A 12797-nucleotide genomic window follows, 5' to 3' on the forward strand; every position below is an offset into this window, starting at 1 on the left:
TTTGATTGACTTGCTGGCTCATCCTTGCTACACTAGTTTTATCAAGCTATTGGAGAATGAGAATGGCCAATCTTTTATTAATCGAAGACAACAATGATATTCATGAGATTTTGAAAAATCTCTTTACGAAGGAGCACGTCGTGTTTTCAGCTTATTCTGGAACCGAGGGACTCCGGATTTTTGCGGAAGAAGAGATTCATCTAGTCCTGCTGGATATTATGCTGCCGGGAAAAAATGGCGATGAGGTGCTGAGGGAAATTCGCAAGACCAGTCAGGTGCCGGTAGTCATGCTGACCGCCCTGGGTGAAAAGAGTCTCGTGAGCCAGTATCTGCTGGACGGTGCCAATGACTACATTGTCAAGCCTTTTAATCTAGATGAAGTGGCAGCGCGTGTCACAGTCCAATTGCGAGGTAGTCAGCAGTCTCAGTCTAAGCCTGCTGGGGAGACCTCAATCAAAAATATCCGCCTTTTGCCAGATACCTTTGAAATTGCTTCTGGTGACCAGTCCATGCGGCTAGGGAAAAAGGAATTTCAGATTTTCCAGACCTTGCTGGCTCATCCTAAAAAGATTTTTACCAAGGAGGAGTTGTATGAGTCGGTCTGGGAGGAGACCTATCTGCCAGGCGATAATACGCTCAATGCCCATCTCAGCAATCTTCGTAAGAAATTAGCCCAGCTAGATAGTTCGACAGACTATATTGAGACCATTTGGGGTCTGGGTGTGCGGCTCAAGGAGGATTAGCTATGTGGTTGATTTTAGCCTTTGTGCTCATACTCTTCTTGTCAATCATGCTGGTTCGCTATCATCTGACGATTCGTAGTCTGACCAGCCAGATCCGTGCCAAACATCGCACAGGAAGTCAGGTTCGGCTTACCTTGAGAGATCAATCTCCCAGCCTAGTGGCTCTGATTGACGAGGTGGAGCAGCTTTTTCAGGAAATTGATAAGATGTCCTTTGTGACCCAGCAGGAAAAGAAAACCTTGGACATGGCTATCAGCAATATTGCCCACGATATTCGAACGCCACTGACCATTGCTAGTGGCTATACGCAACAGCTACTCAAAGACGCTGATAAGGAGCAGATGGACCAGCAGTTGCAAAAGATTGCGGATAATCTAGGCATGGTATCCAGACGCTTGGAGGCTCTGATGGAATACCGTCGCTTGATGGAAGGAGCTATTCGACCGAGCCTTCAGCGGGTAGACCTATCCCAGCTGGTCACCCAGCAACTCTTTGCCTATTATGATGCCTTTCAGCGAGCAGGGATTGATTTAGATGTGGATTTATCTGAAAATCTGTTTCTGGAAACAGACAGTGACATCTTTGATCGAATCGTCCAGAACATGCTCAGCAATGTCCTCAAACATGGTCGAGAAACAGCCAGCATCAGTCTGAAAAATGAAGGGCAAAAGGTTATTTTTCAGGTCAAAAATAAAGTTCAGAAGCCTATTTTACATCTGGATAAGCTGACCAATCGCTTCTATTCTGAAAATCTCTCCAGTAGTGAGGAATCCTCTGGACTGGGGCTTTATATCACCCAGCAGCTGGTCGAAATCTTAGGTGGTGACTTGACCATTCAAGCAGAGGGAGATTGGTTTGAATTGATTGTGGCTTTATAAAAAAAGAATCAGCTAGTCAGAAGATTAGCTGATTGCTTGGTTTTAGAGATCTTTTTTCTTGAAAATGAGGAGGCTGTTGCCTAGGAAGAAGACTGCTATGCCAATTGCTACTAAACTAGCTTGCAAAACGACAGCGGGATCCGCAGCCATTTCTATTCCAAATCGTAAGGTTAAATAGCGGAACAATTCTACATGGGGATAGAGTAAGACTGGAAAGGCAAGCAGGGCGCTTCCGATAAAATAGGTAACAAAGACCGCAGCAATGGAATGGCTGAGATAGAGGACGAAGGACACGATGCCAATCCAAGCAATGGTCACAATGAGTTGGACGAGAATGGTTACTAAAAATTGGCCAAAGAAACCTGCCGGAGCTGTTCCAATTCCGTTGATAGAGCTAGCGATGATGAAGGATAGTCCTAGTAAGAGGATGAATTGGAAGATGGCAACAACAAAGGAGACCAAGGTTTTAGATAAGAAGAACTCTGTCCGTGAAATGCCGTGAGCGAGGCTGTTTTTATAAAGCTTGCGAGACAAGTCCACACCTAATAAGAGGCAGACGACAATGAGAGTGAAAAATATAATACTGTCAGAATTTCCAGAGAAATGGGCAAGAGCATTGATACCCGTCATTTTTTCTGGTACTTGCTGAGCGACATCCTGGCTATCCGTTGAGATGGATGTTCCAAATCTGCTGGTAACCTTATAGATGACTCCGAGCAGAATATTGGCTAGCAAAACGAACTCGGTAATCCAAAATCCCTTGGAGTGGAAGAGGCGGTAAAAGTCAGCGCGAATTGTTTGAATCATGATAGACCTCCCTGGTTTTGATCAACTAAATCTGTAAAGAAGTTTTCGAGATTTTGCCGTGCATAGTAGATTTCTTGAATGACTAAGTCAGCTGTGACCAACTCTTTTACGATATTGTTGATGTTATGTGAGTGAGTAAAGACATGGATCTCATTGAGAGCATTGACAACCTTGATGCGGTAGCCCAATTGATCTTGGAGCAGCTGGCTGGCTTCCTCCAAATGATCCGTTTTCAAGACGATATAGTCTTCGCTTTGCTCTTCAAATTCAGCTTTGGAAATTTCCTTGATCATATGACCTTGGTCGATGATGCCAAAGCGCGTAGCGACTAGATAGAGCTCAGATAGGATATGGCTGGAAATAACAAAGGTCATACCCAGCTCTTCATTGAGCTTTTGGACAAGCTGGCGGAATTCCTTGATACCGACAGGATCTAGTCCGTTGATAGGTTCGTCTAGAATCATCAAATCTGGCTTAGACAATAAGGCAATGGCAATTCCCAAACGCTGCTTCATACCGAGAGAGAAGTCACGAAATTTCTTTTTGCCAGTGTCAGTCAGGTCTACATAGTTGAGCGTTTCTTGGATGGCTTTCTCGGCATTAGGAATCTGACGCAGTTTGCAGTAGTAGCTGAGATTTTCGTAGGCGGTCAAGTGGTTGTGGGCAACGGGCGTTTCAATGACCGAGCCGACGCGCTTGAGGGCTTGTGTCCATTCGGCCTGGTTGCTGGAACCAAAGAGAGACACGGTTCCGTTGTTGGCATGCATCAGCTGGGTCATAATTTTGATCAGAGTGGTTTTACCAGCTCCGTTTTTACCGATGAGACCGTAAATATCTCCTTTTTTGATGGTCAGATTGACATCGCTCAGAGCCTGTTGTTGGCCGAACTTTTTGCTGACCCCTTGTAAAACTAAAATATTTTCCATGGTTTTACTTCTCCTTTTTGAATTATCTTTGGAAATCCTTTCCTCACTATCCAGTATATCGGACACTTATTAAGTATTTATCAAGCAATTCTAAAATATTTCTAAAATCTTGAAATAGAAATGATAACTCGTGTTTAAGCGGACTGAGGCCTATAGAAAAAGAGGCTGGGACAGAAATCGGTAATTCATTAGAATTCGATTTCGTCGTCCCACCTCCGCACAGTTGAGTAGGGCTGTAAAAGTTGATGAAATCAGCCTAGTAGAGCCCACTCAACCACTGCGTCTTGCTCGACAATCCAAAGACAATTGAGAGGCTAGGACTTTTGTCCCAGCCTCAATTATCTATTTCCAATTCATAAAGGCTGCGTAGTGCATTGCAGGCGTAGATTTTTTCTGCTGATTGTAAGTCGTCTAGTCTGAGGATTTTTTCTGTGGCCTGACCTGTTGCCAAGAGATGCTGGCGGTAGATGCCATTTAAAAGGCCTAGCTCGACTGGTGGCGTGTAGAGGTGACCATCCAACTGGAGGACTAGGTTGCCGATGGAGCTTTCTAGTAGCTGCCCTTGGGCATTGTAGTAAATCTGCTCCTGCTGGCCTAGGGATAAGTGTGGTCGATAGCTGGTTTTAAAGTAGGTGAAAGGCTGCTGTAAGTTGGCATTTTGTGGCACGAGAATGGCCTTGCAGAAAGCTTCTGGGAGTGCTTGTAGCTTTTCTAGCTGGCAGGTGACTTTTCCAGATTTGGCGATGGAGATCCGCAGGCGGTAGTCCATACTTGGATCCAGTTCTGCTAGACTTTGGTTCAACTCTGCCTTCAGTTTTTCCTCATCAAATGGATAAGCAAAGTAACGGGTGGCTTCCTGTAAACGCTTCAGATGTTGGTCTTGGAAGATCAGGCTGCCTTGCTCAATCTTCCCTGTCGTAATTAGGTCAAATTGAGGATTTTTCCGATAAAGAACAGCCGATTTTTGCTGGGTTTCGATGTACTCGGATTCCCATGTGCTATCCCAAGTGATGCCGCCGCCGACACCGTAGATCGCCTTACCAGCCTGTAGCTGGATGGTGCGGATAGCCACATTGAAAATCCGCCTCTGGTCTGGCAGGCAGATACCAACAGTGCCGCAGTAGACACCGCGGGCGGCTTTTTCGGTCGCCTTGATGATAGCCATGGTCGAAATCTTTGGAGCGCCTGTGATAGAGCCACACGGAAAGAGCGCATCAAAAATTTCTCCTAGGCCAATCTCAGGTCGCAGCTGGCTCTTGATGGTGGAGGTCATTTGCCAGACAGTGGAATACTGCTCGACCTGACACAGCTGCTCGACTCGTTCACTGCCAATCTCTGAAATGCGGTTCATGTCGTTGCGAAGCAAGTCAACGATCATCATATTTTCCGCTCGATTTTTAGGATCCTGACGCAGCCAGTCGGCTTGCTCTAAGTCTGCAATGACCGTCAGACCGCGATTGGTCGTGCCTTTCATCGGCCGCGTTGTCAGCTCACCTCGGTGTTCTTCAAAAAAGAGCTCAGGACTGATGGATAAGATTGCCTGATTATCGTGCTCTATGTAAGCATTGTAGGCGGCGTTTTGCTCGACGACCAGACGGTTGTAAATAGCCCAGCTGTCCTGTGGACTAAGCTCTGCGCCTAGCTGCACCGTGTAGTTGACCTGATAGGTATCGCCCTGACGGATATGGTGATGAATGGTTCCGATGGCCTTTTCATAATCTTGCTCAGTCGTCAGGCTTTGCCATTGCGCCGGCATCTCCACCTCGTCGTAAGCCAAAGGGAATGGGGCTTCATCAGCCCTATCATGAATGGTAAAGTAAATCAGGTATTCGCCCAGCAGAGGAGCTTTGTGGACCTGTAGTTTTTCCTCAAAAGCGGGAGCAGCTTCGTAGCTGACATAGCCGACTGCATAAAATCCCTTTTTCTGCCAATCCTCTATCTCGTGCAGAATCGCTCTGACTTCGGGCAACTCGCGCGTTTTGAGCTCTTTGATGGGCTGGCTGAAAATCAAGCGCCGACCCAGTTCTTTAAAATCAATAATCGTTTTCTTGTGCATGAGTTTATTGTATCATAAGATAATTTGAATGAAAACGGATTTATCAGATGAGACAATATTTGTTTTATAATAGTTGACAGATTAGTAAGTGTGTCGGTATACTAATTTAAAAAAGAAAGAGTGAGGTGCTTATGAAATCAAACAAATTGCTATGGATAAATGGAATTGTTGGCATTTTAGGAGGTCTGATAATCCTTTACGCTTCTTTAAATAGATGGCACTGGGAAATTATTTATTTAGTTCCCACACTGGTTGAAAACGCTGGCTGGGGCGATATGGTTGTATTGACCAGCTGGCTGCTTTTGGGACTTTCTATAGTCGGAATGTATCACTATAGCAACGACCCAAGAGTCAATAAGACGAGTCATGAGCTTCTATTCTGCGCCTCTGTCATGGGATTTATTTCTTTTCTAGCTATATTTGCAGGCCTTCTATCCATAGGAGCTGGGGTTCTCTATCTTCAAGATTTTTAAAAATTTAAGAGTGATGGCAAAGTTGACTGATCCATGTTTCCTCCTACTCGAAAGGCCTTGAAATTTATGATAAAATAAGGAAATGACAAAACTGTAAAGGAAGCCTTATGAAAAAAATCAATGAATCCTATAAACTCATCGTCTTTGCGGCGCTTGCTCTGGCTCTGGTTCTCTATATCGGAAACATCTGGTCTGGCCTGCAAAGCCTGACGTCAGTATTTTCACCTATTATACTGGGCGGAGTATTGGCCTTTATCTTTAATGTCCCGATGAAGAAGCTGGAAGACCTCCTGGACAAGTGCCGAGTCCCGCAAAAGTTGCAGCGCAGTCTGGCCTTGGTTTTGGAGGTGCTGATTTTAGCTCTCATCATGACGGGGATTGTCTCTATTGTCGTGCCGACTTTGACCACAGCGGTCAATCAGCTGAGCGCGACCATCGGCAAGGTGGCGCCTCAGCTAGCCAAGTGGCTGCAGCAGTCTGGCTTACTTTCCTCTAGCCAGCTGCAAGATTTGACCAAGCAACTGCAAAACAGCGGCATTGTCAACAGAGCCATCTCTCTTCTAGGTAGTCTGACAGGCAATATTTCTGCTATTTTTGGTAATTTCTTTTCTGTCATCATGTCCATCTTTCTTATGTTTGCCTTCTTGAGTAGCAAGGAGCATTTGCGGACGATCACTAGTCGTCTCTTGCAGGTTTTACTTCCTGAGAAGGCTGTGAAGCGCCTATCCTACGTGGGGTCTGTCATTGTTGAGACCTATGATAAGTTCCTGATGGGGCAGATGATTGAGGCCGTCATTGTCGGTGTCTTAGTCTTTATCGCCTATTCTCTGACAGGCCTGCCTTACGCGGCTTTGACAGGGGTTTTGGCTGGAGTGCTCTCTTTCATTCCCTACATCGGGCCTTTCTCAGCTTGTGCTCTGGGAGCTATCTTTATCTTTACCGACAGCCCTTGGAAAGCCCTCCTTTCTATCGCAGTCTTTCAGGGAGTGCAGCTGATTGAGGGGAATATCATCTATCCGCGTGTGGTCGGTCAGTCCGTCGGTCTCCCAACTCTCTTTACCCTAGCCGCCGCCTTGATTGGAGGCAACCTCTTTGGCTTGGTTGGCATGATTTTCTTCACACCTATCTTTGCAGTCATCTACCGCTTGGTTAGAGAGTTTGTTGTGGAGAAGGAGGAGAGGAATGAAAGTGGAGAAGTTGCCTAATTACTTAGCCGATAAATTTGCAAAAATAGGAGCTTAATTATGAAATGGAGTAAAACAAAGAGTCTTATTACATTGCTAGTATTAGCAGGTTTATCTTTGGTATCTTGGACTCTCTATCGTTACTATAATGAACAATACTATGGGCAGTACAGCCAGTATACTGGTAAAGCTGAAATTGATGATTATGAAATCATTGCGGATGGTGCAGGTGCTATTGTCCATTGGACTTCAACGACTCCGGGCGAAGATAAAAAGATGGATGAGTTTGGCAATTATACTACCTATCTGAGAAGTGATCCTAAAAGTTCAAATTATATTTTGCGCCAAAATGTAAAATTAGAAGACTATCCTAAGTATTTAAGTACGCGACCGTCTGACGGTTCTTATTGGACTCTCAGTGTTTATCATATTGATGGTAATAAGCTTCAAAAAGAGGATGAACTAGATCTTTATGATACTGTAGAGAACTATGATTCTGATTATCTCCCTAGAGAGTTAAGAGGGATTTATCGTTGGAATAGTAATGAATACTTAGGAATAGACATTCACCATATAAATGATAGACAAGGGAGAAAAACTATTTTTCTTGATTTAAAGACAAGAAAAATTGAGGAAATAAAAAGCTTGACTGATGAATCTCCTTTACCAAAGGTTAGTCTCTTTAATTACTGGTATAGTAATGATAGTGGTATTAATACAATACCTGGTAGTAATCAATTTTCTATAAATAAAAAGGTTCTTGAAAATTCTCAATTTGAGGAAAACACTTCTGCTTACAGGCTATTAGACAAAAAAGAGACATTGACATATATTTTAACCGCTCAAAATAGTGCAGAGAAGTACAGTAAAGAAGCAAGAATTTATAGTTTATTTTTACCAAGCATTAATCCGTTTAACAATACAACTATTCCCTCAGAACTGTCTGTTGACAGTCAGGAGCATATCGTCAACTCTAAAGAAGAGTTTGACAGATACTATGATATTGAAAAGGCTAGGAAGCTGTATCATGAAATAGAATAAGAAAGGAAGAAGATAAAATATCAGACCAAGTGAGAAAATATGCCAAGGGTGAGGAAGTATTTACTAAAGATAAGAAAAGGCTTACTTTGGAAAAAATGACCCCAAAACAGCTTAAAGAGTTTGAAGATTTGATTGGAACTCTTGGAGATAAAACCGCTAGCAAGTTTGGTGAGTACCTGGATAAGACATTTGGTAAATAGGAGACCGATTATGAAATGGACTAAAACAAAAATAGTTATTACCTTGGGAATAGTATTGCTCTCATCTTTACTGACTTGGGCTCTCTACATCTACTGCAATAAACAATATTACGGACAATTCCATAAGTATACAGGTAAAGCAAAGATTGATGATTATGAAATTATTGCGGATGGTGCGGGCGCTATTGTCCATTGGGTTTCAACAACCCCAGAAGAAGATAAAAAGATGGCTGAGTTCGGTAGTTATGCTTCTTACAAAATTGACCAAAGCAGCTCTCACTATATTCTGCGACAGAATGTTAAACTGAAAGAGCTCCCCTTTCGTTTGATGGAAAGACCATCTGAAGGTGCCTATTGGACTCTTAGTGTCTATTATATTAATGACAAAAAACTTGAAGAAGAAAAGGAGATAGATCTCTATAAAGTTGTAGAGAATTACAATTCTAATTATTTACCAGCAGAACTAGGAGGAATTTACACTTGGCAAGGCCAAGACTATTTATGGATAGAAATACGAGATTTAGAGAATCCTAGAAAGACAAAGCCGCTTTTCCTTAATCTAAAGAGTAGAAAATTGGAAGAAAATGAGATTTTAGCTCAAGACTACGTGAGAAAACCTTTTATAAAGCAAGCGACTAATTGGGATCAAAAAGCAAGTGGCATTTATACCACTACTCCTGGTAGAGAAGTGTTGATAGATAAATCCGTTTTAGGACAGACTCAGTTTGATAGTAGTTCGAAGGCTTACAAGCTTTTAGAAAAAAAAGGAACAACAGTATATTTATTAAACTCGAAGAACAGTGCAGAAGATTTTAGTCGAGAAGCAGCTGTCTACAGTCTACTTATGCCGGATACTGTGAATGTATATGAAGCTGTAACCATTCCTCCAGAGGTGTCTGTTGACAGTCAGGAACATATCGTCAACTCCAAAGAAGAGTTTGACAGATACTATGATATTGAAAAGGCTAAGAAGGCTTACCACGAAACAGAATAAGCAAGACAAGTTATTATGAAGCCAGCGAAAATAAAAATCGCTGGTTTTTCTTTTTCCAAGGTCATAATTTCTACCTATAGCAAACAATAATCTCAGTCAATAGTGTTGTTAAAATAGGGCTTTTGGATTGGTTGATGAAGTTGGTTATAGTTTTAAACTATACCAAACTCTGGGAAATTCCAATTATACAGACGGCTTCTTTTCTGTTAAGATAGTTTCAACAACAATTTTTGGAGGACGTTTATGTCAACGACTATCATTGGTTTCCCTCGTTTGGGTGAATTCCGCGAATTAAAATTTACAACTGAAAAATACTTTAGAAATGAAATCTCAGCAGACGAACTCTTGGCAGCGGCGAAAGACTTGCGTGCCAAGCACTGGAACATTGTCCAAGAAAAGGGCATCACTGAAATTCCATCAAATGACTTTTCTCACTATGACAACTTCCTTGATGCAGCTTTCCTCTTCAACGTGGTACCTGCTTCAGTTCAAAACTTGGACTTGACTGACCTTGAGCGCTACTTTGCTTTGGCGCGTGGTTACCAAGGAGAAAAAGGGGACGTTCGTGCCCTTCCAATGAAGAAATGGTTCAACACCAACTACCACTACATCGTTCCTAAGTTTGAAAAAGACACTCAAGTCAAACTTGCAGGTCACAAGATCTTTGATGAGTTCCAAGAAGCGAAAGAACTTGGTCTCAACACTCGTCCTGTCCTTGTGGGTCCATTCACCTTCCTTCAATTGTCAGACTTTGAAGAAGGCGTGAAAGCAGAAGACTTCGTAGACAGCTTAGTAGCTGCTTACCAAGAAGTCTTTGCTAAATTAGCTGAACTTGGTGCGACTCGTATTCAACTCGACGAAGCGGCTCTTGTCAAAGACTTGACTGCTGAAGAAAAAGCTCTCTTCTTGAATCTCTACAACAAACTCTTGGCTGACAAAAAAGGTCTTGAAGTTTTGCTTCAAACTTATTTTGGTGACGTTCGTGACGTTTATACTGACCTTGTCAACTTGCCAGTAGATGCGATCGGTCTTGACTTTGTAGAAGGTAAGAAAACTCTTGAATTGGTTAAAGGTGGCTTCCCAGCTGACAAGACTCTTTATGCGGGTATTGTCAATGGTAAGAATATCTGGCGTAACAACTATGAAAAGAGCTTGGAAATCTTGGATCAAGTTCCAGCTGAAAAAGTTGTCTTGACGACTTCTTGCTCTCTTCTTCATGTACCATTTACAACTGCTAACGAAGATTTTGAACCAGCTATTTTGAACCACTTCGCCTTTGCGGTTGAAAAATTGGGTGAATTGCGTGACTTGGATGCTATCCGCAACGGTCAAGGCGCAGAAGCACTTGCAGCTAACAAAGAACTCTTTGCGACTGAACGTGTTGGTGAAAATGCGGAACTTCGTGCGCGTATCGCTGGATTGACAGACGCAGACTATACTCGTTTGCCAGCCTTTGCAGAACGTGAAGCTATCCAAGAAGATGCCTTCAAACTTCCAGCTCTTCCAACAACAACGATTGGTTCATTCCCTCAAACAAAAGAAGTTCGTGCCAAACGTTTGGCCTTCCGTAAGGGCGAATTGACCCAAGAAGAATACGATGCCTTTCTTGCTGAAACCATCGACGAATGGATTAAATGGCAAGAAGAAGTTGGATTTGATGTGCTTGTACACGGTGAGTTCGAACGTAACGACATGGTTGAGTACTTCGGTCAAAACTTATCAGGTTACCTCTTCTCTAAGAATGGTTGGGTACAATCATACGGTATGCGTGGGGTGAAACCACCAATCATCTGGGGTGATGTCACTCGTCTTAACCCAATCACTGTCAAATGGTCTAGCTATGCTCAAAGCCGTACTGACAAACCTGTTAAGGGTATGTTGACTGGACCGGTTACCATCCTCAACTGGTCATTCCCACGTGAAGACATCTCTATCAAGGACTCAACTCTTCAAATCGCTCTTGCGATCAAGGATGAAGTTCTTGACCTTGAAGCTGCAGGCGTGAAGATTATCCAAATCGACGAGGCTGCTCTTCGTGAAAAATTGCCACTCCGTCGTAGCGACTGGTACGAAGACTACCTTGACTGGGCTATTCCTGCCTTCCGCTTGGTACACTCAACAGTAGCGCCAGACACGCAAATCCACACCCACATGTGTTACTCAGAATTTACAGATATCATCCCAGCTATCGACAACATGGATGCGGATGTGATTTCCTTTGAAGCAAGCCGTTCAAACCTTGAAATCTTGGACGAACTCAAAGCGAAAAACTTCCAAACTGAAGTGGGGCCTGGGGTTTACGATATCCACTCACCTCGTGTGCCAAATGAAGGCGAAATCGACCACACTATCGAAGCTATCCTTGCTAAAGTACCAAGCAAGAAAGTTTGGATCAACCCTGACTGTGGTTTGAAAACACGTGGTATCCCAGAAACAAAAGAAAGCTTGATCCGCCTTGTAGAAGCGGCTAAAGCAGCTAGACAAAAACTGAATTAATATTATTTCTACATTTAAACTCAGCTCTGATAAACCTGCAACAAAGCTGTTTGCAGGTTTGTTATAAGCTGCTAATTAGTAGATTGAAAGGAATGTTATCTCTATGGTGAATCGCCAAACTCCTAGTCTCTCATTTGAAGTATTTCCTCCTAATCCGGCAGTAGGCAATGATAAGATTTTTCAGGCGTTGAGGGAGATGCAAGATCTGGCTCCCCACTTTATCAGTGTGACTGCCAGCAATAATAAATTTGATATTGAGGAGACAACGGTTCGTTTGGCTGAGTTCATCTCCAATGACCTTGAGATTCCGACGATTGCCCATTTGCCAGCTGTTTATCTAACCAAGGAAATGGTGTCCAATATCTTGCAGGCTCTGGATCGTGTTGGGGTCAATCAGATTTTGGCTTTGCGGGGCGATATTTTTCCAGATGTGGCTCCTAAGGATGATTTTAAATATGCGACTGACTTGATTGAGTATATCAAGACAGAAGCACCACATTTTGACATCATCGGTGCTTGCTATCCAGAGGGGCACCCAGACTCACCAAACCAGATCTCAGATATTCAGAATCTCAAGAAGAAAGTGGATGCGGGCTGCTCTAGTCTTGTCACTCAGCTCTTCTTTGACAATGAACGTTTCTATGATTTCCAAGATAAGTGTACCTTGGCTGGGATCGATGTTCCGATTCATGCAGGGATTATGCCTATTCTTAACCGCAATCAGGCTTTGCGCCTGCTCAAGACCTGTGAAAATATCAACTTACCAAGGAAATTCAAGGCTATTCTGGATAAATATGAACATGATCCAGAATCCCTGCGGACAGCTGGTTTAGCCTATGCGGTGGATCAGATTGTTGATTTGGTGACCCATGATGTAGCAGGGATCCATCTCTATACGATGAATAACGCGGCAACAGCTTACCATATCTATAAGGCGACCCATGCGCTCTTTAACCATACCCCATCCGTTCAATCTTTTTAAGATGAATGAAGAAACCA

At 43.2% G+C, this 12797-nt stretch carries 12 protein-coding genes; 9 read left to right on the plus strand and 3 right to left on the minus strand.

Features of this window, described 5'->3' with window-relative positions; translation table 11 throughout:
• Window positions 1–62: 62 nt before the first annotated feature.
• The gene (locus ACWPVL_RS05415; RefSeq protein ID WP_454387406.1) at window positions 63–743 is read left to right on the plus strand and encodes a response regulator transcription factor; all 681 of its coding nucleotides are present in this window, start codon (window positions 63–65) and stop codon (window positions 741–743) included.
• Window positions 744–745: 2 nt separating this feature from the next.
• Window positions 746–1621, plus strand: a complete 876-nt coding sequence (locus ACWPVL_RS05420) for a sensor histidine kinase (RefSeq protein ID WP_454387408.1) — start codon at window positions 746–748, stop codon at window positions 1619–1621.
• A 42-nt stretch (window positions 1622–1663) separates the two neighbouring features.
• Here the strand turns inward: ACWPVL_RS05420 and ACWPVL_RS05425 are convergent, their stop codons facing one another.
• From ACWPVL_RS05425 to pabB, 3 genes are all read right to left on the minus strand, one after another.
• Window positions 1664–2428: an ABC-2 family transporter permease gene (locus ACWPVL_RS05425; RefSeq protein ID WP_285875411.1), complete on the minus strand. Its 765-nt coding sequence runs from the start codon at window positions 2426–2428 to the stop codon at window positions 1664–1666.
• The gene (locus ACWPVL_RS05430) at window positions 2425–3354 is read right to left on the minus strand and encodes an ATP-binding cassette domain-containing protein (RefSeq protein WP_414290390.1); all 930 of its coding nucleotides are present in this window, start codon (window positions 3352–3354) and stop codon (window positions 2425–2427) included. Before ACWPVL_RS05430 ends, ACWPVL_RS05425 begins: the two co-directional genes overlap by 4 nt.
• A 334-nt stretch (window positions 3355–3688) precedes the next feature.
• A complete protein-coding gene (pabB, locus tag ACWPVL_RS05435; RefSeq protein ID WP_454387411.1) occupies window positions 3689–5410 on the minus strand; it encodes an aminodeoxychorismate synthase component I in 1722 nt (573 codons plus the stop codon).
• Between the two features lie 131 nt (window positions 5411–5541).
• On the opposite strand from pabB, the gene ACWPVL_RS05440 reads away from it, so the two are divergent.
• From ACWPVL_RS05440 to metF, 7 genes are all read left to right on the plus strand, one after another.
• On the plus strand, window positions 5542–5883 hold the full coding sequence (locus ACWPVL_RS05440; protein ID WP_454387413.1) for an insulin activator factor: 342 nt from the start codon (window positions 5542–5544) through the stop codon (window positions 5881–5883).
• A gap of 107 nt (window positions 5884–5990) precedes the next feature.
• Complete coding sequence (locus ACWPVL_RS05445) at window positions 5991–7088, plus strand: AI-2E family transporter (RefSeq protein ID WP_454387415.1); 1098 nt, start codon at window positions 5991–5993, stop codon at window positions 7086–7088.
• Window positions 7089–7127: 39 nt separating this feature from the next.
• Window positions 7128–8108, plus strand: coding sequence for a hypothetical protein (locus ACWPVL_RS05450; protein ID WP_454387417.1), 981 nt, complete (start codon window positions 7128–7130; stop codon window positions 8106–8108).
• Window positions 8109–8137: 29 nt separating this feature from the next.
• Window positions 8138–8308 (plus strand): hypothetical protein, encoded by a 171-nt coding sequence (locus ACWPVL_RS05455; protein ID WP_454387419.1) that lies wholly within the window; start codon window positions 8138–8140, stop codon window positions 8306–8308.
• Between the two features lie 10 nt (window positions 8309–8318).
• Window positions 8319–9302 carry a hypothetical protein gene (locus tag ACWPVL_RS05460; RefSeq protein WP_454387421.1) on the plus strand — a complete coding sequence of 328 codons (984 nt, stop codon included), beginning with the start codon at window positions 8319–8321 and terminating at the stop codon, window positions 9300–9302.
• Between the two features lie 243 nt (window positions 9303–9545).
• Complete coding sequence (metE, locus tag ACWPVL_RS05465) at window positions 9546–11798, plus strand: 5-methyltetrahydropteroyltriglutamate--homocysteine S-methyltransferase (protein WP_454387423.1); 2253 nt, start codon at window positions 9546–9548, stop codon at window positions 11796–11798.
• 103 nt (window positions 11799–11901) lie between these two features.
• The gene (metF, locus tag ACWPVL_RS05470; RefSeq protein WP_454387425.1) at window positions 11902–12780 is read left to right on the plus strand and encodes a methylenetetrahydrofolate reductase [NAD(P)H]; all 879 of its coding nucleotides are present in this window, start codon (window positions 11902–11904) and stop codon (window positions 12778–12780) included.
• Window positions 12781–12797: the final 17 nt, after the last annotated feature.

Source organism: Streptococcus sp. Marseille-Q8145 (genome assembly GCF_965112035.1).